Origin of the sequence: Streptomyces sp. NRRL S-920 (assembly GCF_000717945.1) — a bacterium.
In the GTDB taxonomy this organism is placed as follows: domain Bacteria; phylum Actinomycetota; class Actinomycetes; order Streptomycetales; family Streptomycetaceae; genus Streptomyces; species Streptomyces alboniger.
In genome coordinates, this window is record NZ_JODF01000017.1 from 23,219 (window position 1) to 46,447 (window position 23,229).

At 71.4% G+C, this 23,229-nt stretch carries 21 protein-coding genes; 16 read left to right on the top strand and 5 right to left on the bottom strand.

Going from position 1 to position 23,229, the window contains the following annotated elements:
- The first annotated feature begins 212 nt into the window (after positions 1-212).
- The 9 genes from tatA (at position 213) to IG54_RS0114960 (ending at position 10,203) form a co-directional block, all read left to right on the top strand.
- On the top strand, positions 213-494 hold the full coding sequence (gene tatA / locus IG54_RS0114920; protein WP_030782934.1) for a Sec-independent protein translocase subunit TatA: 282 nt from the start codon (positions 213-215) through the stop codon (positions 492-494).
- Between the two features lie 92 nt (positions 495-586).
- Positions 587-1,480: a twin-arginine translocase subunit TatC gene (gene tatC, locus IG54_RS0114925; RefSeq protein WP_051819525.1), complete on the top strand. Its 894-nt coding sequence runs from the start codon at positions 587-589 to the stop codon at positions 1,478-1,480.
- 17 nt (positions 1,481-1,497) lie between these two features.
- The gene (locus IG54_RS0114930) at positions 1,498-2,388 is read left to right on the top strand and encodes a diacylglycerol kinase (RefSeq protein ID WP_030782940.1); all 891 of its coding nucleotides are present in this window, start codon (positions 1,498-1,500) and stop codon (positions 2,386-2,388) included.
- Positions 2,389-2,442: 54 nt separating this feature from the next.
- Positions 2,443-5,256: a DEAD/DEAH box helicase gene (locus IG54_RS0114935; protein WP_030782943.1), complete on the top strand. Its 2,814-nt coding sequence runs from the start codon at positions 2,443-2,445 to the stop codon at positions 5,254-5,256.
- A 360-nt stretch (positions 5,257-5,616) separates the two neighbouring features.
- Positions 5,617-7,230, top strand: coding sequence for an ATP-binding protein (locus tag IG54_RS0114940; protein WP_030782946.1), 1,614 nt, complete (start codon positions 5,617-5,619; stop codon positions 7,228-7,230).
- Positions 7,227-7,634, top strand: coding sequence for a roadblock/LC7 domain-containing protein (locus IG54_RS0114945; protein WP_030782949.1), 408 nt, complete (start codon positions 7,227-7,229; stop codon positions 7,632-7,634). The genes IG54_RS0114940 and IG54_RS0114945 overlap by 4 nt, the downstream gene beginning before the upstream one ends.
- Positions 7,631-8,074, top strand: coding sequence for a DUF742 domain-containing protein (locus IG54_RS0114950; protein ID WP_030782952.1), 444 nt, complete (start codon positions 7,631-7,633; stop codon positions 8,072-8,074). The genes IG54_RS0114945 and IG54_RS0114950 overlap by 4 nt, the downstream gene beginning before the upstream one ends.
- On the top strand, positions 8,055-8,684 hold the full coding sequence (locus tag IG54_RS0114955; protein WP_030782955.1) for a GTP-binding protein: 630 nt from the start codon (positions 8,055-8,057) through the stop codon (positions 8,682-8,684). The genes IG54_RS0114950 and IG54_RS0114955 overlap by 20 nt, the downstream gene beginning before the upstream one ends.
- Positions 8,685-8,730: 46 nt before the next feature.
- Positions 8,731-10,203: a cytochrome P450 gene (locus tag IG54_RS0114960; RefSeq protein WP_030782960.1), complete on the top strand. Its 1,473-nt coding sequence runs from the start codon at positions 8,731-8,733 to the stop codon at positions 10,201-10,203.
- A 36-nt stretch (positions 10,204-10,239) separates the two neighbouring features.
- Here the strand turns inward: IG54_RS0114960 and IG54_RS0114965 are convergent, their stop codons facing one another.
- Positions 10,240-11,184, bottom strand: coding sequence for an RluA family pseudouridine synthase (locus IG54_RS0114965; protein ID WP_030782963.1), 945 nt, complete (start codon positions 11,182-11,184; stop codon positions 10,240-10,242).
- A 105-nt stretch (positions 11,185-11,289) separates the two neighbouring features.
- On the opposite strand from IG54_RS0114965, the gene IG54_RS0114970 reads away from it, so the two are divergent.
- A complete protein-coding gene (locus IG54_RS0114970; RefSeq protein WP_030782965.1) occupies positions 11,290-11,883 on the top strand; it encodes a GNAT family N-acetyltransferase in 594 nt (197 codons plus the stop codon).
- A 197-nt stretch (positions 11,884-12,080) separates the two neighbouring features.
- Here IG54_RS0114970 and IG54_RS0114975 read toward each other — a convergent pair whose 3' ends face one another.
- Both IG54_RS0114975 and IG54_RS0114980 read right to left on the bottom strand, forming a co-directional pair.
- Entirely contained in the window at positions 12,081-12,917 is an 837-nt protein-coding gene (locus IG54_RS0114975) for a siderophore-interacting protein (RefSeq protein ID WP_030782967.1), read from the bottom strand.
- Positions 12,918-12,970: 53 nt separating this feature from the next.
- Positions 12,971-13,909: a 5'-3' exonuclease gene (locus IG54_RS0114980; RefSeq protein WP_420712255.1), complete on the bottom strand. Its 939-nt coding sequence runs from the start codon at positions 13,907-13,909 to the stop codon at positions 12,971-12,973.
- A gap of 223 nt (positions 13,910-14,132) precedes the next feature.
- On the opposite strand from IG54_RS0114980, the gene IG54_RS0114985 reads away from it, so the two are divergent.
- From IG54_RS0114985 to IG54_RS0115005, 5 genes are all read left to right on the top strand, one after another.
- The gene (locus tag IG54_RS0114985) at positions 14,133-15,200 is read left to right on the top strand and encodes a quaternary amine ABC transporter ATP-binding protein (RefSeq protein WP_030782973.1); all 1,068 of its coding nucleotides are present in this window, start codon (positions 14,133-14,135) and stop codon (positions 15,198-15,200) included.
- On the top strand, positions 15,193-17,808 hold the full coding sequence (locus IG54_RS0114990) for an ABC transporter permease/substrate binding protein (protein WP_030782976.1): 2,616 nt from the start codon (positions 15,193-15,195) through the stop codon (positions 17,806-17,808). The genes IG54_RS0114985 and IG54_RS0114990 overlap by 8 nt, the downstream gene beginning before the upstream one ends.
- Before the next feature lie 160 nt (positions 17,809-17,968).
- Complete coding sequence (locus tag IG54_RS0114995) at positions 17,969-18,961, top strand: hypothetical protein (protein WP_030782979.1); 993 nt, start codon at positions 17,969-17,971, stop codon at positions 18,959-18,961.
- Between the two features lie 153 nt (positions 18,962-19,114).
- On the top strand, positions 19,115-19,690 hold the full coding sequence (locus IG54_RS0115000; protein WP_030782982.1) for a helix-turn-helix domain-containing protein: 576 nt from the start codon (positions 19,115-19,117) through the stop codon (positions 19,688-19,690).
- A gap of 1 nt (position 19,691) precedes the next feature.
- Positions 19,692-20,411 (top strand): helical backbone metal receptor, encoded by a 720-nt coding sequence (locus IG54_RS0115005; RefSeq protein WP_030782985.1) that lies wholly within the window; start codon positions 19,692-19,694, stop codon positions 20,409-20,411.
- Here the strand turns inward: IG54_RS0115005 and IG54_RS0115010 are convergent.
- A complete protein-coding gene (locus tag IG54_RS0115010; protein WP_030782988.1) occupies positions 20,380-21,507 on the bottom strand; it encodes a TDT family transporter in 1,128 nt (375 codons plus the stop codon). The two genes, IG54_RS0115005 and IG54_RS0115010, sit on opposite strands and share 32 nt — an antisense overlap.
- 70 nt (positions 21,508-21,577) lie before the next feature.
- Between IG54_RS0115010 and IG54_RS0115015 the strand changes: the two genes are divergently transcribed.
- Positions 21,578-22,528: a LysR family transcriptional regulator gene (locus tag IG54_RS0115015; RefSeq protein ID WP_030782989.1), complete on the top strand. Its 951-nt coding sequence runs from the start codon at positions 21,578-21,580 to the stop codon at positions 22,526-22,528.
- Here the strand turns inward: IG54_RS0115015 and IG54_RS0115020 are convergent.
- Positions 22,521-23,207 (bottom strand): gamma-glutamyl-gamma-aminobutyrate hydrolase family protein, encoded by a 687-nt coding sequence (locus IG54_RS0115020; protein ID WP_030782992.1) that lies wholly within the window; start codon positions 23,205-23,207, stop codon positions 22,521-22,523. The genes IG54_RS0115015 and IG54_RS0115020 overlap by 8 nt on opposite strands.
- Between the last annotated feature and the right edge of the window lie 22 nt (positions 23,208-23,229).

The following is a 23,229-nucleotide window of genomic DNA, read 5'->3' on the forward strand; positions in this document are numbered from 1 at the left end:
GCGGCCTCCGCTACCTGTCAACTCCCCGAGACGGGCGGGTACCCTGCGAACGCGGCCCGGGAACGAGGCGGGGGCCGCACTCGGAGTATGCGCGGGGATTGCCGAGCGTTTACCCCGGGGGGTTACGATCGCTGACAGCGCGGAGATCGGATATATGTCCGGTCTGCCGAGCAACCAGACTCCTGTCGCCTCGGTGAAGAAGGTAAATAGCTATGGGTAGGCTCGGCCCCACCGAGATTGTCCTCATCCTCGTCATCATCGTCCTGCTGTTCGGAGCCAAGAAGCTGCCCGACATGGCACGCTCCCTCGGCAAGTCGGCCCGCATCCTCAAGAGCGAGGCCAAGGCCATGAAGTCCGAGAGCAAGACCGACGACGCCGCCCCGGCCGACCCGCCGAGCGACCCCGCCGTCCAGCAGCGCACCATCCAGGCGGCCCCCGGCGACGTGACCAGCTCGCGCCCGGTCACCGAGCCGACCGACACGACGAAGCGCTGATCCAAGGCCGGCGACGGCCGGCCTGCCGCACGAGATGAGGACGTGGGTTGCTCAAGTCTGCCCGCAAGAAGGAGAAGGACCCCGAGGGGCGGATGCCTCTCGCGGAGCATTTGCGCGAACTCCGCAACCGGCTCGCCAAGGGCATGCTGGCGATCACCATCGTGTCGGTCGTGGCGGCTTTCTACAGCCAGGACCTGATGGAGTTCCTGGCTGATCCGGTGCCGCGCTGCAAGCCGGGCATGGACCCGACAGGCGGCCATTGCGCGAAGGTCACGTTCAACGACCTGCTGTCGCCCTTCACCACCACGGTGAAGGTCAGCCTCATGGTCGGCATCATCGTCTCCAGCCCGGTCTGGCTGTATCAGCTGTGGGCGTTCGTCGCGCCGGGCCTGCACAGGCACGAGCGCAAGTACACCTACTGGTTCGTCTCGGCGGCCGTGCCCCTCTTCTTCGCGGGCGCCTGGCTGGCCTACACGATCCTTCCGGTCAGCATGCGCGTCCTGATCAGCATCACGCCCGACCAGGCCGAGAACCTCCTCGCGATGGACAAGATCCTCGACTTCACGGTCAGGATGGTCCTCATCTTCGGCGCCTCCTTCGAGCTGCCGCTGCTGCTGGTGATGCTCAACATGACGGGCATGGTGACCGGGCGCCGCATGCTCACGTGGTGGCGCGGCGTGGTCATGGGCGTGTTCGTCTTCGGCGCGGTGGCGACTCCGACCACCGACCCCGTCGGCATGATCGCGCTCGCCGGACCGATCGTCGTCCTGTACTTCATGGCCGTCGGCATCTCCTTCCTGAACGACAGGCGCCGCCGCCGCAACGACCCCGACGCCGAGCTGGACGACGACGAGGCCTCCGACATCGACCTCACCCCCGAGGCCATCGGCGGCATCGAGCCCGTCGCCTCGCCGAGGGCCCTGCCCGAGCAGGCGGGCACCGGCCGGGCCGATCACCGCGTCAACGGTTTCGACGATGTGACCTGACCTTGTAGGGTCCCGCCGTGACCAGCGAGATCACCCTCTTCGTCAATCCCACCGCGGGCCGCGGCCGGGGCGCCCAGGCGGCGCAACCGGCCGCTTCCGCTTTGCGGGACCGCGGCTTTTGCGTGCGCACCGTCCTCGGGGAGGACGCCCCCGACGCGCTGCGGCGGGCCAGGGAGGCCGTCGAGGGCGGCACCGGAGCGCTGATAGCCGTCGGCGGTGACGGCATGGTGAGCCTCGCGCTCCAGGCCGTCGCCGGGACCCGCACCCCGCTCGGGGTGATCGCCGTGGGCACCGGCAACGACTTCGCACGGGCCCTCGGGCTTCCGGTGCGCGAGGCGGCCGCCGCGGGGGAGGTCGTCGCCGAGGCGCTCAAAGGGGGGCGCATGCGGGACATCGACCTCGGCCGGGTCGGCGGCACGTGGTTCGGGACCGTACTGGCGTCCGGCTTCGACTCCCGGGTCAACGACCGGGGCAACCGGATGCGGTGGCCCACGGGGCGCTTCAAGTACGACCTCGCGATGGTCGCCGAGCTGGCGGCCTTCCGGCCCCTCCCGTACCGGATCACGCTGGACGGCGGCGACGTCCACGAGACCGAGGCCACGCTGGTCGCGGTCGGCAACGGACCTTCGTACGGCGGTGGCATGCGGATCTGCGCCGGGGCCGACCTGAGCGACGGCCTCTTCGACGTCACGGTGGTGGGGGAGTGCAGTCGTACGACGCTGCTCACGGTGTTCCCGCGGGTCTACAGGGGCACGCACCTCGACCATCCCAAAGTGACCGTGTACCGGGCGGCCACGGTCGAGCTTGCCGCGCCCCGCGTCACCGGATACGCCGACGGGGAGCCGCTGGGCGCCCTGCCGCTGCGGGCCGAGTGCGTGCCGGGGGCGGTGCGGGTGCTGGCCTTCTGAGCCGCCGATAATGATCGTCCGTTGTCAGTGGTGCCCGGTAGTCTCGAAAGCACGATGACAGAGGACCTCTCACCGGCCGAGCGGTACGCGGCGGCGCGCAAGCGCGCTGTCGAGCAGGCCACCGCACTCGCGTCCTTCCGCGAGATGTACGAATTCGGCCTCGACCCCTTCCAGATCGAGGCCTGCCAGGCATTGGAGGCGGGCAAGGGCGTGCTGGTGGCCGCCCCCACGGGGTCGGGCAAGACGATCGTCGGCGAGTTCGCCGTCCACCTCGCCCTCCTTCAGGGCAAGAAGTGCTTCTACACCACGCCCATCAAGGCGCTCTCCAACCAGAAGTACGCCGACCTCGCCAAGCGCTACGGCGCGGACAAGGTCGGCCTCCTCACCGGCGACAACAGCGTCAACTCCGACGCGCCGGTGGTCGTGATGACCACCGAGGTCCTGCGGAACATGCTGTATTCGGGCTCGCAGTCGCTGCTGAACCTCGGCTATGTGGTCATGGACGAGGTGCACTACCTCTCCGACCGCTTCCGCGGCGCCGTCTGGGAGGAAGTGATCATCCACCTCCAGGAGTCGGTCACGCTCGTCTCCCTGTCGGCCACGGTGTCGAACGCCGAGGAGTTCGGCGCCTGGCTCGACACGGTGCGCGGCGACACCGAGGTGATCGTCTCCGAGCACCGGCCCGTGCCGCTCTTCCAGCACGTGCTCGCCGGGCGGCGGATGTACGACCTCTTCGAGGAGGGCGAGGGCCACAAGAAGGCCGTCAACCCCGACCTGACGCGCATGGCCCGCATGGAGGCCAGCCGTTCGTACAACCCCCGGGACCGCCGCAAGGGCAAGATGGTCCGCGAGGCCGACCGCGAGCGGGAGCGCAGGCAGCGGTCGCGGATCTGGACGCCGGGCCGCCCCGAGGTCATCGAGCGGCTCGACGCCGAGGGCCTGCTCCCCGCGATCACGTTCATCTTCAGCCGCGCGGGCTGCGAGGCGGCCGTACAGCAGTGTCTGTACGCGGGCCTGCGGCTGAACGACGACGAGGCGCGCGGGAAGGTCCGCGAGATCGTCGAGGACCGCACGGCCTCGATCCCGGAGGAGGACCTCCACGTCCTTGGCTACTACGAATGGCTTGAGGGGTTGGAGCGCGGCATCGCGGCGCACCACGCGGGCATGCTGCCCACCTTCAAGGAGGTCGTCGAGGAGCTGTTCCTGCGCGGCCTCGTCAAGGCCGTCTTCGCCACCGAGACCCTCGCCCTCGGCATCAACATGCCCGCGCGCAGCGTGGTCCTCGAAAAGCTCGTCAAGTGGAACGGCGAGCAGCACGCCGACATCACCCCCGGTGAGTACACCCAGCTGACCGGCCGTGCCGGGCGGCGCGGCATCGACGTCGAGGGGCACGCCGTGGTGCTCTGGCAGCGCGCCATGAGCCCCGAGCACCTGGCCGGGCTCGCGGGCACCCGCACGTATCCGCTGCGCTCCAGCTTCAAGCCGTCGTACAACATGGCGGTGAACCTCGTCGAGCAGTTCGGACGGCACCGCTCGCGCGAGCTTCTGGAGACGTCCTTCGCGCAGTTCCAGGCCGACAAGTCGGTTGTCGGGATCTCCCGGCAGGTGCAGAAGAACGAGGAGGGCCTGGAGGGCTACAAGGCCTCCATGACCTGCCACCTGGGCGACTTCGAGGAGTACGCGCGCCTGCGGCGCCGGCTGAAGGACCGGGAGAACGAACTGGCCAAGCAGGGCGCGGCCCAGCGCAGGGTCGCCGCCGCTGTCGCCCTGGAGAAGCTCAAGCCGGGGGACGTCATCCACGTCCCCACGGGGAAGTACGCGGGCCTCGCGCTCGTCCTCGACCCCGGGCTGCCCGCCGGGCGGGCCAACGGCCACCGTGGTTTCGACCACGTGGACGGCCCCCGGCCGCTGGTGCTCACCGCCGAGCGGCAGGTCAAGCGGCTCGCGTCGATGGACTTCCCGGTGCCGGTCGAGGTGCTGGAGCGGATGCGCATCCCGAAGTCCTTCAACGCCCGCTCGCCGCAGTCCCGCCGCGACCTGGCCTCGGCGCTGCGCACCAAGGCCGGGCACATCGTGCCGGACCGGCACCGCAGGGGGCGCGCGGACGCGGCCGACGACCAGGAGATCGCCCGGCTCCGCACGGAGCTGCGCGCCCACCCGTGCCACGGCTGCGACGAGCGCGAGGACCACGCGCGCTGGGCCGAGCGCTACCACCGCCTCAAGCGGGACACCTCGCAGCTGGAGCGCCGCATCGAGGGGCGTACGAACACCATCGCACGCACCTTCGACCGCATCGTGGCGCTCCTGACCGAGCTGGACTATCTGCGGGGCGACGAGGTCACCGAGCACGGCAAGCGCCTCGCCCGGCTCTACGGCGAGCTGGACCTGCTGGCCAGCGAGTGCCTGCGCGCCGGGGTCTGGGAGGGGCTGAGCCCGGGCGAACTGGCGGCGTGCGTCTCGGCGTTGGTGTACGAGTCGCGGGTCAGTGACGACGCGCTCGCGCCGAAGCTCCCCTCGGGCGCCGCGAAGGCGGCGCTCGGCGAGATGGTGCGCATCTGGGGGCACCTGGACGGCCTCGAGGAGGAGTTCAAGATCAGTCAGGCGGAGGGCGTCGGTCAGCGCGAGCCGGACCTGGGCTTCGCCTGGGCGGCGTTCATGTGGGCGGGCGGCAAGGGCCTGGACGAGGTGCTGCGCGAGGCGGAGATGCCGGCCGGTGACTTCGTACGCTGGTGCAAGCAGGTCATCGACGTCCTCGGGCAGATCGCGGCGGCGGCTCCCCGCGAGGGCGGCAGCACGGTCGCGAAGAACGCCCGCAAGGCGGTCGACCAGCTGCTGCGTGGCGTGGTGGCGTACAGCTCGGTGGGCTAGCCCGATAGCGCGACGCAACCCCGCTCCCCTTCGGGGGGCGGGGTTTTGTGCTGTTCGAGGGCGTCACACCGTGTGTTCGAGTGATCGCCGCGCGTGTAAATGGGGCGAGTGTATTCCTGTTCGCGAGGTCGCGGCAGGGGGTTGCCGAATATGACTCGGCGATGATTCCGGCGGACTAAGCTCGCCCGGAGCGCGGCGAGTTGAAACGAGTTGCGATACCTTCGCGCGCTTGTTCCCAAATCTTTCGATAGTTCGTTTTGGCTCCCCGCTTCCGCAACCCCGCACATCCCTTCCCGCACCCCCATCCCCGCACCCCCGTCCCCACCCCCCTTCCCCAAGACGAGTGTTCAGAGGGCATACATGGTGAGTGTTCAATCGCCTCCCGGTGGCCGAGAAGTCCCTTACGCGCGTGTGCTGTTGCTGCCCGCCATGCTGATGGCCGCGGCGACCGGAGCCGCCGTCGCCACGGTGACGGAGCCGGCCAGGACCGCCGTCGGCTGGTGCGGCGCCGTCGCGACCCTCATGGTCATCGTGGTCGGCACGGAAGCCGTGCGGCGCGGCCGGACCATCAGGGGCCAGCGCGCACAGTACGCACAGCGGCTCGCCTACCTCGAAGGGCGCATCGCATCCCACGACCACGAGACGATCCGGCTGGGACAGGAGATCCTGCCCGAGGCGTTCTGGCGGCTGCGGCAGGGCGAATCGCCCGCCGAAGTGATCCGCAACGTCGTCGACAACGACGAGGCCTACCGCGATCTGCCGCACGCCCAGCGCGAGTTGCTCCGCTCGGTCCTCGACACCCTGGACCGCGAGGAGTCGATGCGCGAGTCCGCGCAGCGCGCCTTCGTGAACATCGCCCGGCGCGTCCAGTCGATCGTCCACCAACAGGCCGCCGAACTGCGCGAGATGGAAGAGTTCCACGGCCGCAACCCCGAGGTCTTCGACGACCTGCTGCGCATCGACCACGGCACCGCGCTGATCGGCCGCCTCGCCGACTCCATCGCCGTGCTCGGCGGCGCCCGGCCGGGCCGCCAGTGGCCCAAGCCCGTCCCGCTGTTCAGCGTGTTGCGCGGCGCGATGTCCCGGATCCTCGACTACCCGCGCGTGGAGCTGCACTCGATCGCCAACGTCGCGATCAAGGGCACCTCCGTCGAACCGCTGATCCACGCCTGCGCCGAACTCCTCGACAACGCCACCCGGTACTCGCCCCCGCAGACCAAGGTGCACGTCACCGCCGTCGAGGTGCAGACCGGCATCGCCGTCGAGATCGAGGACGGCGGCGTCAGCCTCAGCGAGGAGGCCCGCGCCCGCGCCGAGCGCATGCTCGCCCAGGCGCAGGCCGGCATCGACCTCAACGACCTCGGTGAGACCCCGCGCCTCGGCATGGCGGTCGTCGGGCGCCTCTCGCAGATGTACAACATGCAGATCTCCCTGCGGCAGTCCGCCTACGGAGGTGTCCGCGCGGTGCTCATCGTGCCGCGCGACATGATGACCACCGAGCCCGCCCCCGGCCTCGCCCACGGCATCGGTGCCTCCGCCGTGCCCCGCGTGGACAACGGCGGACGGCTCATCGAGGAGCCCGCCCGCAACATCCGCCGCAAGAAGCCCCGCGTCGTCACCGCGGGCCCGCCCCTGCGCGCCCCGCTCACCGCGACCATGGAGGATGACGTCCCCGAGGTCACCGAGTGGACCGAGAACGGCCTGCCGCAGCGCCGCAGCCGCGTCAAGATCTCCCTCAGTGAGCGCTACGCGCGCGAGGCCGAGGCCCAGCGGGTCGCCGAGGCGCACGCCGCCGCGACCGCGCCGCCCCCGGCGCCCCCCAAGAAGGAGGGGACCGAACCGGGCCTGTGGATCGAGGCGTTCATGAAGGGCGTCAAGGGCGACCCGGACGACCCCGATCCATCGGCGGCACCCGGCACGCAGGGGACCACCCAGAACAACCACGGCAGGGCCGACGAGGAGGGCTGGCAGTGATCCAGCAGCGCGCCAATTTCGACTGGATGCTGAAAGAACTCGCCGACGGGGTGCCGCAGACCCGGCAGATCGTGGTGCTCTCCGCCGACGGCCTGCGCATCGCGCGCTACGGCGGCGACCCGGACGCCGCCGACCGCATCGCCGCCGCCTGCGCCGGCCTCCAGAGCCTGGCCGCCGCCGTGGCCACCGAGATCCCGCACAGCGACGGCGGCATGAAGATGGTCATCATCGAGATCGACGGCGGCTACTTCTACATGATGGCCGCCGGTGCCGGCGCCTACCTCGCGGTGCTCGCCGACGAGACCGTCGACGCGGGCCTCGTCGGCACCCGGATGCGCGACCTCGTCGTACGCATCGGGGCCCATCTGACGAGCCCCCCACGGCGTGACGGGCAGGCCGTATGACTCCTCCGCAAGGCCCTGCGCACGGCCCTTCGAACGGGGATCTCCCTTCCCGGCGGGACGCCCCCGCCAGAGACGCGCCCGACCCGGACGTCCCCGCCCAGCGCGAACGCCGCACCCCCGAGAACCCGGCGCGGCTGTACATCCTGACGGGCGAGGACTCGGAGCGGGCGCCCCTCGACCTCGTGACGCTCATCGTGGCCCAGGGCGAAGCGTCCCCCATGGCGCAGCCCGAGCACTCGGCGGTGCTGCGGCTGTGCGGGACGCCGCTCTCCGTCGCCGAGCTGTCGGCGTATCTGGCGCTGCCGTTCAGCGTGGTGACCGTCCTCCTGACGGAGTTACTCGCGACCGGGCTCGTCCAGGCGCGCGCCCCCATCGTCCGTTCCGCGCTCCCCGACCGGTCCCTTCTCGAAGCGGTGATGCATGGACTTCAGAAACTCTAAGAACACGGACACGATCACCGGCCCGCGCAGCGAGGACGTCCTGCCGCACACGGCCGCGGCCGCCGTGAAGGTCGTGATCGTCGGCGGGTTCGGGGTCGGCAAGACGACGATGGTCGGCTCGGTCAGTGAGATCCGTCCGCTGACCACCGAGGAGACGATGACCGAGGCGGGCATCGGCGTCGACGACAACTACGGCTCCGAGACGAAGACGGCCACCACCGTGGCCATGGACTTCGGCCGCATCAGCATCTCCGACGAACTGGTCCTCTACCTCTTCGGCACCCCCGGCCAGGAGCGCTTCTGGTTCCTGTGGAACGGACTGTTCGAAGGCGCGCTCGGCGCGGTCGTGCTCATCGACACCCGCCGCCTCGAAGTCAGCTTCGACGTGATCGGCCGCCTGGAGGAGCGCGGCGTGCCGTTCGTCATCGCCGTCAACGACTTCCCGGACGCGCCCCGGCATCCGGTCGAGACGTTGCGCAGGGCCCTGGACCTGGAACCCGCGGTGCCGATCATGGCCTGCGACGCCCGTCTCAGGGAGTCCAGCCGGGACGTCCTGATGACTCTGATGCGCTACCTCCACTCCCTGACGGTGGCCGGTGCCCGCGTCTGACACCCCGGCCTCCCACACCCCCTTCCGCCAACCCGGAGCGACGAACGTGACGACTCCCTCCCCCTCCTGGCCCGGCACCGACGACGCCGCCGCGCCGCCCCCCGGCTGCCCCGCCCACGGCCTCGGGCCGGGGGGCCTGCGCCGCCTCTACGGCCCCGAGGCGGACGCCGACCTGGCCGGCCTGTACGAGAAGCTGCGCGCCGAACACGGCGCGGTCGCTCCCGTGCTGATCCACAACGACGTGCCGATCTGGGCGGTCCTCGGGCACAGCGAGAACCTCCACATGGTCCGCACGCCCTCGCAGTTCACCCGGGACTCGCGCGTCTGGCGTGCCGTACGGGACGGCACCGCCGGGCCGGACCACCCGCTCGCGCCCGTCTTCAGCTGGCAGCCCATGTGCAGCTTCGTCGAGGGCGACGAGCACCAGCGGCTGCGCGGAGCGGTCACCGGCGCCATGTCGGGCATCGACCACCGCGGCATCCGCCGTTACATCAACCGCTATACGAACCACCTGCTCAACGACTTCTGCCAGGCGGGCGAGGCCGACCTGGTCAGCCAGTTCGCCGAGCATCTGCCGATGATGGTGATGTGCCACGTCCTCGGCATGCCCGAGGAGTACAACGAGCGGATGGTGCAGTCGGCCCGCGACATGATCAAGGGCACCGAGACCGCCATCGCCAGCAACGCGTACATCATGGAGGTCCTGATGGGCCTCGTGGCGCGGCGCCGGGCGGCGCCCGAGGAGGACTTCACCAGCAATCTCATCGCGCACCCGGCGCAGCTCACCGACGACGAGGTCGGCGCGCATCTGCGCCTGGTCCTCATCGCCGCGTACGAGGCCACCGCCAACCTCATCGCGAACGTGCTGCGGATGGTCCTCACCGACCCCCGCTTCCGCGCCCAGCTCAGCGGCGGGCAGATGACGGTCCCCGAGGCGGTCGAGCAGTCCCTGTGGGACGAGCCGCCGTTCAGCGCCATGGTCGGCTACTTCGCCAAGCAGGACACCGAGCTGGGCGGGCGCCGGATCCGGGCGGGCGACGGGCTGATCCTCGGTATCGCGCCGGGCAACGTGGATCCCGTCGTACGCCCCGATCCCGCCGCCGGTATGAAGGGCAACCGCTCGCACCTGGCGTTCAGCGGCGGCCCTCACGAGTGCCCCGGTCAGGACATCGGCCGTGCCATCGCCGACACCGGTGTCGACGCGCTCCTGATGCGGCTGCCGGATGTCGAACTGGACGTCGACGAGCGCGAGTTGCAGTGGACGTCGTCGATTCTCTCGCGGCACCTGGTGCGGCTGCCCGTGCGGTTCGCGCCGCGGCCTCCGCAGGACGTCATGGCCCGGCCGTCGGCGCAGGTGCCGAGGCCTCGCCAGGACTGGCAGGTCTCCACACCGCCGCGCCCGCAGCGGCCCACCGCGCCCGCGCCGCAGCCGCCGCCCGCCGCCCCGGCGCCCGCGCCCGAGCCGGTCCCCGCCCAGGGGGCGTGGCGGCGCTTCGTCACGTGGTGGCGCGGGTACTGAGCGGGGGGCGTGCGGCTACTGGGTGGGGGCGTGCGGCTACTGGTTCCAGTCGTCGTACGCCGACCACGCGCCGAGCGTCCGTCCGCTCACGAAGCGGTGCGCCACGCCCGTGACCGGATCCGTGAACTCCAGGACGCGCGCCAGGAGTTGCAGGGGCCGCCGGAAGTCGTCCGGCGGTACGGGTCCGGTCACCACCGGATAGACCGGGTCGCCGAGGATCGGCAGCCCCAACGCGTTCATGTGGACGCGGAGTTGGTGGGTGCGGCCGGTGTGCGGGGTCAGACGGTAGCGGCCGAGGCCGCCGCGGTGCTCGACGAGTTCGACGCGGCTCTCACTGTTGGGCTCGGCGCCCTCGACCTCGTAGGCCGCGATAACGCCGCGCTCCTTCTCGATGTGGCTGCGTACGGTGCGGGGGAGCGGCACCTCCGGGTCGTACGCCGCCACCGCCTCGTACTCCTTGTGTACGCGGCGATCGCGGAACAGTGTCTGGTACGCGCCGCGTTCCTCGGGGCGCACGGTGAACAGGAGGAGCCCGGCGGTCAGCCGGTCGAGGCGGTGAGCGGCGCCCAGCGTGGGAAGGTCGAGTTCCGTACGCAGCCGGGCGAGGGCGGTCTGGGTGACGTGGCTGCCGCGGGGCATCGTGGCGAGGAAGTGGGGCTTGTCCACGACGACGATGTGCTCGTCCCGGTGGACGACGTCGAGCGCGAACGGCACGGGCACCTCATCGGGCGGATCGCGGTGGAACCACACGAAGGACCCCGGCGCGTAGGGCGCGTCCGGGGTGATCGGTGTGCCGTCCGCGCCGACGATCTCGCCGCCGCGCAGCATCGCGTCGATGACCCCGTCCCCGGCCGCGAGCCGCTCCACCAGATGGTCGCGGACGGTCGCCCACGCACCCTCGGGCGGCAGCTTGACCCTGACGGGGTCGACGCCGTCGCGCTGGGGGAGCGGGGCGGGCGGGATGCGGGGCTTGCGTCTCATCAGAAGGCCAGCGTACGGGGGCGCCGCAGATCAGGGTGGGTCACCGGCCGCCGAGGCCCGGAAAAGCAGTGCCGTCGCGTGCGCCTGCGCTGCCACGATGAGGGCATGCCCTTCCAGATCTCCGACGTCGTCGCGCCCGGTACCCTCGCCCGCCGGGAACAGCCCGTGCTCCCCGTCCCCGGCGGTCTCGTCCTGCGCCCCTGGGCGGCCGCGGATGCCTCCGCCGTGTACGAGGCGTTCCAGGACCCCGTGATCCAGCGCTGGCACGCCCGCGTGGCCGAGTCCGAGAGTGAGGCGCTCGGCTGGATCGAGGACTGGCGCAAGGCCTGGGCCGACGAGCGCGACGCGTACTGGGCGATCGCCGACGCCGCCACGGACGAGGTGGTCGGGCGGGCTGCCCTGCGGCAGATCACGCTCCCCGAGGGTCAGGCCGAAGTCGCCTACTGGACCATGCCGTTGGCGCGCGGCCGGGGTATCGCCCCGCGGGCCGTGGAGACCCTTTCGCGGTGGGCCTTCGTTGAAGTGGGCCTGCACCGGCTTGAGTTGACGCACGCGACAGCCAACGAGGCGTCGTGCCGCGTCGCCGCGAAGAGCGGCTTCACCGCGGAGGGCGTCAAGCGCAGCGCGCTGCTGCACGCGGACGGCTGGCACGACATGCATCTGCACGCGCGGATCGCGGGGGACGGCGACGTGGCGTGACGGGGCCTGCGGGCCTGACACGGGGGCCGCCTCTGAGCCGCGAGGAGTGAGCGCCCCTGGAAGGGGCGCGGGGAACTGCGCGAGGACGGACCACGGTCGGCCGTCGGCCACGGACGTCAGCCCCTACGGCCGTTGACCGGCCGACCCCGCGGAGCGAAACGCCGCGAGGCCGACCGGGCCGACGGCAGGCGCGGCGCTTATGCCGCGCTTTCCTGCTCCGCCTCCACCTGCGCGTTCCACTCCCGCTTCGACGCCTGCCAGCCGTCCTCGTTGTGGCCGAGGCGCCAGTAGCCGGAGATCGACAGGCGTTCGCGGGGCAGTTCGCGCTCCACGCGGAGATAGCGGCGCAACTCCTTCACGAAGCCCGCCTCGCCATGGACGAACGCCTGGACGTCACCCTCGGGCCACTCCAGGGAACGTACGGCCTCGATCAGGGCCTGGCCGACGGGGCGGTTCGCGCGGTGCAGCCACACGACCTCCGCGTCCGTCGCGATCTTCTGCTCCTCGTCGGGGCCCTCGACCTCCACGAAGACGCGGGCGACGGCGCCCGCGGGAAGCGCCTCGGCCGCCGCGGCGATCGCGGGCAGGGCGCTCTCGTCACCCGCGAGCAGGTGCCAGTCGGCGCCCGCGTCCGGGGCGTAGCCGCCGCCGGGGCCGAGGAAGCGGATCGTGTCGCCCGGCCGGGCGTCGCGTGCCCAGGGGCCCGCGAGGCCCTCGTCGCCGTGGATCACGAAGTCGAGGGCCAGCTCACGGGCCTCGGGGTCCCACCAGCGCACGGTGTACGTCCGGGTGACCGGCCACTGCTCGCGGGGGAACTCCTCGCGGATCCGCTGGATGTCGAAGGGCTCCGGACAGGTGACCCCCTCGGCGTCGAAGAGGAGCTTCACGTAGTGATCGGTGCACTCTCCCGCCGTGAACGCGACGAGACCCTCGCCGCCGAGGACCACGCGCTGCATGTGCGGGGTCAGCCGCTCCGTGCGTACGACCTGTGCGGCGTGGGTCTGCGGCGCTTTGCGTGCCGGACGTTCTGCCATCGGCGACGGCCTCCCCTGATCCATAGTTAGTTAGGCTTACCTAAGCTAACATCTCAGGCCTGGAGGGTGGAGAGGAGTCGCTGAAGCGAACCGCCCAGGTTCCACCGCTCGGCCAGTTCCTCAAGGGCCACCGGGTCGCGCGGCTCGCGCGGCAGCGCCACGTCCACCTCGGGCAGGGGCACGTCACCGGCGACGCGGACCACCTTCGGCGCGACCGCCACGTACGCCCGGGACTCGTCGAGCCGCTTGCGCTGCGAGGGGGTGAGCTTCGACTTCGGGTCGTCGACCGCGGCCATGATCCCGGCCAGGTCACCGAAGGCGTCGAGCAGCTTGGCCGCCGTCTTCTCGCCGATGCCGGGCACGCCGGGCAGGCCGTCGCTCGGGTCGCCGCGCAGCAGGGCCAGGTCGACATAGCCGGGCCCGTCCACGCCGTACTTCTCGCGCAGCCACGCCTCGTCGGTGATCTGGAGGGTGCCGACCCCCTTCAAGGGATAGAGGACGCGGATGTCGCGCTCGTCGTCGACCAGCTGATAGAGGTCGCGGTCGCCGGTGACGATGTCCACCGGTCCCGTGGCGCGGCCCGCGAAGGTGCCGATGACGTCGTCCGCCTCGTACGCCCGTACGCCCACGCGTGCGATGCCGAGCGCGTCCAGGACCTCCTCGATCACCGGCACCTGCGGGGAGAGGGTGTCGGGGATCTCCTCGGCGTCCGGGCCCTGCGCGACCTCCTCGGCGACGCGGTGCGCCTTGTAGGAGGGGATCAGCTCCACCCGCCAGTGGGGGCGCCAGTCCGCGTCCATGCAGGCGACCAGGTCGTCCGGGCGGTGGTCCTGGACGAGCCGGGCGATGAAGTCGAGCAGCCCGCGCACGGCGTTGACCGAGGTGCCGTCCGGGGCCTTCACGGAATCCGGGACTCCGAAGTAGGCCCGGAAGTAGAGGGAGGCCGTGTCGAGAAGCATGAGCCGTCGTGTTCGCTGAGTCACGGTGCGCATCATGCCGCACGGCACCGACAGCGGCCCTGACCGGCACCGAACCCGTAACACGTGAGCTGGGCCACTCTCTGGTTTGACTTCTTCGAGTCGGGGCAGGCGCGCCGCCGGAACCGACCCAGTCGAGGATTCAACATTTCGATCGGGCAAATGGCCCGACGCCATCGCGTTCCACGGCCCGTCGGCGGGGGAGGCGGGCCGTCTTGGTTCAACCCGAGAGGTGTATGTGTCCAGGCTCCAGGCCGAGCACTTGTACAAGGTGTTCGGCAGACGACCCGCCGACGCGGTGGAGAAACTCCGCCACGGAGCCGACCGGGAGGAGCTGCGCGCCGACGGCACCACCGCCGCCGTGATCGACGCCTCCTTCGAGGTCGAGCCGGGCCAGATCTTCGTCGTCATGGGTCTCTCCGGATCCGGCAAGTCCACGTTGCTGCGCATGCTCAACGGACTGTCGGAGCCGACGGCCGGTCACGTCCGCTTCGACGGTCAGGACCTCACCGAGCTGAGCGCGCGCGAGATGCGCCAGGTGCGCTCCAAGAAGATCAGCATGGTCTTCCAGCACTTCGCCCTCTTCCCGCACCGCAGCGTCCTGGAGAACGCCGGGTACGGCCTTGAGGTGCAGGGCGTCCCGCGCGCCGAGCGCGAGAGGCGCGCCACCGAGGCGCTGGAGCTGGCCGGCCTCAAGGGCTGGGAGAAGTCCTGGCCCGACGAGCTGTCCGGCGGTATGCAGCAGCGCGTCGGCCTGGCCCGCGCGCTCGCCACCGACGCCGACCTGCTCCTGATGGACGAGTCGTTCAGCGCGCTCGACCCGCTGATCCGGCGCGACATGCAGGACCAGCTCCTCGAACTCCAGAAGCGGCTGAAGAAGACCATCGTCTTCATCACCCACGACCTGAACGAGGCCATGCGCCTGGGCGACCAGATCGCCGTCATGCGCGACGGCCGCATCGTCCAGATCGGCAACGCCGAGGACATCCTGGTCACCCCGGCCAACGACTACGTCGCCGCGTTCACCCAGGACGTCGACCGCTCCCGGGTGCTCACCGCCGGCGCGATCATGGCCGAACCCGACAGCGACTTCGTACGGGCCGATGCCCCCGCCACCGTCACCGAGGACACCCCGATCATCGAACTGTTCACGCCCTGCTCCACCAGCGTGGTGCCGGTCGCCGTGACCGACGCGGACGGCAAGCTCGTCGGCGTCGTGCCCCGGGCGCGGCTGCTGGCCGTACTCGGCGAGCCGATGAGCCCCGAGGACGAGCCGAAGAGCGAGAAGGTGGTCAGCGGTGCCTAGGATTCCCTTCGGCGAGTGGGTCAACGACGGCGTCGACTGGCTGCTCAGCCATATGTCCTGGCTGTTCGACTTCTTCAAGACCGTCTTCCAGGGCGCGTACGACGGCATAGCCGACGTGCTCCAGGCGCCCGAGCCGCTGCTCCTCGCGGGCATCTTCGCCGTCGTCGCGTTCTGGCTGCGCGGGGTGGTCGCCGGTGTGCTGACCTTCGCGGGCTTCGCGTTCATCGTCTCGCTGGAGCTGTGGGACCACGCGATGATGACGCTGTCCCTGGTGCTCGTCTCGACGGTCATCGCGCTCGTCATCTCCGTGCCCGTGGGTATTTGGGCGGCACGGTCCAGCACGGTCAGCGGCATTGTCCGCCCGGTGCTCGACTTCATGCAGACGCTGCCGGCGATGATCTATCTCATCCCCGCCATCCTCTTCTTCGGGATGGGCGCCCCCGCGGGCATCGTCGCCACCCTGATCTTCGCCCTCGCCCCCGGCGTCCGCATGACGGAGCTGGGCATCCGCCAGGTCGACAAGGAACTGGTCGAGGCCGCGGACGCGTTCGGCACCACACCGCGGAACATCCTGCTCCGCATTCAGCTGCCCCTCGCCCTCCCCACGATCATGGCCGGTGTCAACCAGGTCATCATGCTGGGCCTTTCCATGGCCGCCATCGCGGGCATGGTCGGCACCGAGGGCCTGGGCGCCGACGTCAACGAGGCCATCGGCCAGCTCAACGTGGGCCTCGGCTCCGAGGCGGGCGTCGCCATCGTCATCCTGGCCATCTACCTGGACCGGATGACCAGCTCGCTCGGCACCCAGGTCTCCCCGCTGGGCCGCCGCGCCGCCGCCAAGCTGCGGGCCGCGCGGGGCCTGAACATCTGGACCTACCGCCCGCAGGCCGCCGTCGCGGTCGTCGGCGTGGTCGTGCTCGCACTCGTCGCGGGCGGCATGGGCGTCTTCGGCGGGTCGAAGTCCGAGGAGGCCGCCGCCACGGACGGAACCGACGTCGGCCGGGGCACGCGAATCAACATCGGCTACATCCCCTGGGACGAGGGCGTGGCCTCCACCTTCCTCTGGAAGGAGATCCTGGAGCAGCGCGGCTTCAAGCCGCAGACCAAGCAGCTGGAGGCGGGCCCCCTCTACACCTCGCTCGCGCAGGGCAGCGTCGACTTCCAGACCGACGCCTGGCTGCCGACGACGCACGCCTCGTACTGGAAGAAGTACGGCGGCAAACTGGAGGACATGGGCGCGTGGTTCGGCCCGACCTCGCTGGAGCTGTCCGTGCCCTCCTATGTGAAGGGCGTCGACTCGCTCGATGACCTCAAGGGCAAGAGCGGCACCTTCAAGGGCAAGATCGTCGGCATCGAGTCGAGCGCCGGGATGATGGGCCTGCTCAAGGACAAGGTGCTGAAGGAGTACGGCCTCGACAAGGAGTACAAGGTCGTCGACGGCTCCACGCCCGCGATGCTGGCCGAGCTGAAGCGCGCGTACGCCAAGAAGGAACCGATCGTCACCACGCTCTGGTCGCCGCACTGGGCGTACAGCGACTTCGACCTGAAGAAGCTCAAGGACCCGAGGGGCGCCTGGGGCAAGGGCGACGGCGTGCACACACTGGCGCGCAAGGGCTTCTCCGAGGAGAACCCGCAGGTCGCCAAGTGGCTGAAGGACTTCAAGATGAGCGAGAAGCAGCTCACGGGTCTGGAGGCGGAGATCAACAAGGCGGGCAAGGGCAAGCAGCAGGAAGCCGTCCGCGCCTGGCTGAAGAAGAACCCGGGCGTCGTCGACAAGCTGGCCCCGCTGCCGGAGGACTCCACCCCCGCCGAGGCGAAGCGGCCGCTGAACGCCGCGTACTTCGCGTGGGACGAGAACATCGCCGTCACCAACCTCTGGAAGCGTGTCCTGGAGAAGCGCGGCTACAAGATGAAGCTGACGCCGTCCGACGTCGGCCCCGTCTACACCGCCCTCGCGCAGGGCGATCTCGACCTGGACCTCGACGCCTGGCTTCCCACGGCCCAGAAGCAGTACTGGGACAAGAACAAGGCGAACCTCAAGGACCTGGGCTCCTGGTACAGCCCGACGTCGCTGGAGGTCGCCGTCCCGTCCTACGTCAAGGACGTGAAGTCGCTCGCCGACCTCAAGGGCAAGGGCGACAGGTTCAAGGGCAAGATCATCGGCATCGAACCCGGCACGGGTGTGATGACGGCGCTCAAGGACAAGGTCCTGCCCGGCTACGGCCTCGACAAGGAGTACAAGATCGTCTCCGGTTCGACGCCCGCCATGCTCTCCGAGCTGAAGTCGGCGTACGCCAAGAAGGAGCCGGTCGCGGTCCTGCTCTGGTCGCCGCACTGGGCGTACAACGAGTACGACCTGACCAAGCTCAAGGACCCCAAGGTCGCCTTCGGCAAGGGCGACACGATCCGCACGATCTCCAGCAAGCGGTTCCCCGAGCAGTACCCGCGGCTCACGAAGTGGCTCAAGGACTTCACGATGAGCGAGAAGGAACTGGCCAGCCTGGAGAACGAGATCAACAAGGCGGGCAAGGGCCATGAGCCCGCGGCCGTCGACGCCTGGCTGAAGAAGAACCCGGGCTTCGAGGAGAAGATGACGGCCGCGAAGTAGCACCGGACGGCCGGTGCCGACTGGTGCCAACCGGTGGCTTTCGGGGGGTGGGCCTCGCCCTGTGGCGAAGCCCACCCCTTCCGGCGTTCCGGCGGGCGCCTCGACTCCTTAGCCTCGACCGGGCACCTTCTCGAAGACAACTGAACGTGAGACCCCACCCGTGACCGCAAGGCAGCCGAGAACGGCGCTGCTCACCGCCGCCGTGCTCGCCCTGGCCGCCGCCCTGCTGCTCGCGCAGCTGGCCCGGGCCGACGCCGCCCCCGACCCCGCCTCCGCCGGCACCGCGCGCCTGACCGCGCTCGCCGAGGACGTGACGACCGCCGACGGGCACCGCTACGACACGCGCGACCACACCGGCCGCACCATGGACGCCGCACAGATCGAACAGGCCCCCGACGGCCGCTATCTCGCCGTCTACCACACGCTCCTGTCCGACGGCCGCTTCCACGCGGCCGTCGCCACCTCCGCCGATCTGCGGCACTGGCAGCGCCGCCACGACCTCGGGCCCGGCACGCACCAGGCCTCGCTCGCGCACGACGGACGCGGCGGCTACGTCCTCGCGTACGAGAAGGACCCCCGCAACCACATAGCCGTCCGTGCCTACGAGGACCTGGCGGCGCTGCTCGACGGCCGCGCCCGCCGGTCCTTCGACGCCCCGCTGACCCTCTCGCGCTGCGCCGAGGGGACCCCGAGCATCACGTCCGTGCGCGGCGCCACCATCCACCTCACCGGGCACTACCGCGCGGGCTGCGACACCGACCGCCAGCTGCGCGCCACGCTCACCGGCTTCCGGGACTGGCACGCCGAGCCCGACCGGCGCCTGGACCGCGCCGTGCACGCCTGGGGCACCGGCGGCAACATCGGCGACCGCTCGCCCGTCGAGCTGGGCGGAGAACGCGTGGTCCTCATCGAGGGTCAGGGGCGCCGGTCGGACTTCGGCAGCTGGGGCACGTACGCCTACGACCCGGTGAGCGGCCGCGCCGACAGCCTCGACGTCCGCACCCACGGCGGCAGCCGCGCCTTCGCCAACCCCTCCGCGACCCTGCTGACCGATCCGCGGGGCAGGCCCGCCCTGCTCGTCAGCCTGTTCATCCCGCGTGAGGGTTCCGCCCCCGGGGAGGCCGGGCAGCTGCTGTACTGGCACAGGCTGTAGCCGGTCGGCCGCGCACCGGGGTATCCGGCCATCCGCGCACCCGGGCATCCGGCCATCCGGGCAACGGGGCAGAACCGTTTGGCGAACATGCGTAGGGTGCAGAAAACCCCTCAGGGTTGAGAGCGGGCCGACGCGCTGAAGGGAGCCGAGGCGATGGACGAGCAGAAGGAGACCCTGCGGGTGGGCTCGGCCGTGCGGCGCCGCCGCCGGCAGCTGGAGCTGACCCTCGCCGTCGTCGCCGAGCGCAGCGGCCTGTCCGTACCGTTCCTCAGCCAGATCGAGAACGAACGCGCCCGGCCCAGCAGGCGCTCCCTCCTGCGCGTCGCCGACGCCCTGCGCACCACCGACGTGGAACTGCTCGCCGCGGCCGACCCCGCCCGCACCGTCGAGGTGGTGCGCGCGGACGACGACACGGATCTGGACACCTCGACGCCCGACGCGCGAGTACGCCAACTGGCGCGCGGTCACCACCAGCTCCAGGTCCTGGAATTCATTGGGGACCACGACGAGGGCCGCGAGTTCCAGCACAGGAACGACGAGCTGCTGTACGTCGTCGAGGGTGCCGTCGAGATGGAGGCGGAGGGCCGCGCCTACCGCCTCGGACGCGGCGACAGCCTGTTCCTCACCGGCGGGGTGCGCCATCGCTGGCGGGCCACGGTGCCGGACACACGGGTCCTGGTGGTCGCCGTGGGGGACCACATCGAGGCGGTGGACGACGGGGGGCGCTGAGATGCGGGTCGTCTCGCTCGTGCCGTCGCTGACCGAGGCGGTCGCCGTGACTGTGCCGGGCGAGCTGGTCGGGGCCACCGACTGGTGCAGCCATCCGGTGGACCTCGACGTCACCCGGGTGGGCGGCACCAAGAACCCCGACGTGCCCGGCATCGTGGCCCTCGCGCCCGACCTGGTGATCGCCAACGAGGAGGAGAACCGCGCCCCCGACCTGGCGGAGCTGCGCGCGGCGGGCATCGAGGTCCTCCTGACCGAGGTGCGCACCCTGGACCAGGCCTTCCGGGAGCTGCGGCGGGTGCTCGCCGCGTGCGGGGCCGGGCGGCCGCGCTGGCTGGAGGAGGCGGAGGCGGCGTGGTGGGACCCGCCCTGCCCGTCCGTCCGGCTCAGGGCGGCGGTTCCGATCTGGCGGCGGCCGTGGATGGTGCTCGGCCGTGACACGTTCGCGGGGGACCTGCTCGTCCGGATGGGCGTGGACAACGCGTACGCCGCACACGCCGAACGCTATCCGCGCGTCCCTGTGGAGGAACTGCGCGCGGCGGACCTCGACCTGGTGGTCCTGCCCGACGAGCCGTACCGCTTCACGCGTGAGGACGGCCCCGAGGCGTTCTCGACGCGTACGCCGGTCGCGCTGGTCAGCGGCCGCCATCTGACCTGGTACGGGCCCTCCTTGGTGGAGGCCCCCGCCGTGCTCAGCGCGGCGCTGCGAGCAGCCTGCCGGTGACGACGCCGCGCAGGGTGCGGGCCAGCGCCACGGCCCAGGCGGCCAGGAGGAAGACGTAGAGCCCGGCCGCGAGCCAGTCGAACACCGCGAGCCCGGTGTGCTTGCCGAGGCCCTCCGCGCCCGTCACGCAGGTGCCGACGGGGAAGGTGAACGCCCACCAGGTCATCGCGAAGCCCATGCCGCCGCGCCGGGCCCGCCGCACCATGGCGAGCGCGAGCGCCAGCCACAGGAGGGCGAAGCCCGTCACCGGTATGCCGTAGAGCACGGCGAGGACGAGGAAGCCCTGGTCGAGCGGGGCGGGTACGACACCGGGGGCGGCGTCCGCGAACTTGTTGGCGGCGGTGGTCGACTGGCCCAGGGGGCCGAGCACGAGGAAGAGAGTAGGGGTGAGCGCGGTCGGCAGCGGGCCCGCGGTCACCAGGCGGGCGAATATCACCGGCAGCATGACCAGGGTGGCGAGCAGGCTCAGGCCGAACATCGCGCAGCACGCGTACAGCAGGGTCTGCTGGGCCTGGCCCGCGGGCAGGTGCGGGATGAGCAGCGGGCCGACGGCGGCCGACACCATGGGCGCCACCACGGGCAGCAGCCATACGGGCGAGGCCTGGTCGGCGGTGATGCGGTGCCGGACCACCATCAGGTACGGGACGGCGACGGCCGCGGCGAGCCCGACGGCGGTGCCGAGGGTGAACAGCACGGCGTCGATCGCGACGGCGGGGCCGGCGCCGATCCAGTCCCCGCCCACGAGCAGGGTGCCGGCGCCGACCGCGGTCAGCGCCATCGACAGACAGCCGTAGAAGGGTGCGACGCCCGGGTCGAGGAGATGGGCGCGGGCCTGGTCGCGGTGGTGGATCCAGTGCGCGGCGCGGGCGGTGAGCAGCACGGCGAGCATCGCGAGGGAGAGCGCCCAGACGGCGGTGCAGGTCGTGCGCAGCCCGGTGAACCGGTAGGGGAGGGTGGCGCCGGCGTTGGCGATGACGGCGGTGCCCATGACGGACGCGTACCAGTTCGGGCCGAGGTGGCGGACCGCGGGGAAGCGGGTGCCGGGGGCCGAGGGGGTGGTGCGGAGCAGCTGGGCGGGGTGGGCGGCGGTGACCATGGATTCAGCGTCGTCCAGGGGCGGGGCCTCCACCAGGGAGTACGCTCCTATGGGGGCATAAGCTGGCTTTATGAGTCAGCCCTCTCCCGCCGCCTCCCCGCCCGCCTCGGCGGAGGCGTCGCTCGCGCACCGCGTCCCCGACCTCGGGGCGCTCCAGCTGCTGCTCGCCGTGGCCCGGCTCGGCAGCCTCGGGCGGGCCGCGCGGGAGCTGGGCATCACGCAGCCCGCGGCGAGCGGCAGGGTCCGTGCCATGGAGCGGCAGCTCGGCGTCGCGCTCGTCGACCGGTCGCCGCGCGGCTCGCGCCTCACGGACGCGGGGGCGCTCGTCACGGACTGGGCGGGGCGGATCGTGGAGGCGGCGGAGGCCTTCGACGCGGGGGCGCAGGCGCTGCGCGACCGGCGGGACTCACGGCTGCGGGTCGCGGCGAGCATGACGATCGCCGAGTATCTGCTGCCGGGCTGGCTCATCGCACTGCGGACCCAGCGGCCGGACACGGCCGTCTCGCTCCTCGCGGGCAACTCCGCGGCCGTGGCGGCCCGGTTGCTGGCCGGTGAGGCGGACCTCGGCTTCGTCGAGGGGCTGACCGTGCCGGCCGGTCTCGACGGCGTGGTCATCGCGCACGACCGGCTGGTCGTGGTGACGGCGCCCGGGCACCCCTGGGCGCGGCGCGGCAGGCCGCTGGGCGCGGCGGAACTGGCGGCGACCCCGCTGATCCTCCGCGAGGAGGGCTCGGGCACCCGGCAGGTCCTCGACGCGGCACTCGGCGGTCTGGCCCGCCCGCTGATCGAACTGTCCTCCACCACGGCGGTCAAGGCGTCGGCGGTCAGCGGCGCGGGCCCCTCGGTCCTGAGCGAGCTTGCGGTGGGCGAGGAACTGGCGGCGCGGCGCCTGGTGGAGATCCCCCTGGACGACGTGCTCCTGCGCCGCGAACTGCGGGCGGTGTGGCCGACGGGGCATCGGCCGGCCGGACCGGGGAGGGATCTGCTGGGGCTCACGCGGACGAGCGGCCCGCTCAGGTAGCGGCCCGGACCAGTGCCGTCATGACGCGCGTGTCCTGGCCCGCCTCCGGGTGCCACTGCACGCCCAGCGCCCAGGCGGGGGAGGGGAGTTCGATGGCCTCCACCGTGCCGTCCTCCGCGTGCGCCGAGGGGGCGAGGTCCCTGCCGAGGCGGTCCACGGCCTGGTGGTGGTAGGTCGGTACGTCCGTGCAGGCGTCCGGAACGATCGACTCGTAGAGCGTGCCCGGCACCGGCTTCACCGTGTGCGTGCCGAAGACGCCCGGCAGTTCCACGTGTCCCTCCAGGTGCTGGACCAGCGTCCCGCCGAGCGCCACGTTCATGAGCTGCATGCCCCGGCAGATGCCGAGCAGCGGCGTCCCCGAGGACAACGCCGCCTCGATGAGGGCGAGTTCCCAGGCGTCCCGCTCCCGCGCGGGTGGCCCCGTGCGCGCCTCGCGCTCGGCGCCGTAGCGCACCGGCTCGACATCGGGCCCGCCCGCGATGACCACACCGTCCAACCGGGCGACAACGGAACCCGCGTACGAAGGATCGTCCGGGGGGAGCATCGCGGCGATGCCGCCCGCCGCCTGCACCTGGCGCGGATACCCCAGGGGCAGCAGGGCCGCGGGCAGCTCCCACACGCCCCAGCTCGCCCTCGACTCCAGGTAGGTGCTGACACCGATCAGCGGCCTGGTGCTCAATCTGTTCTCCTTCGTGGTGCCG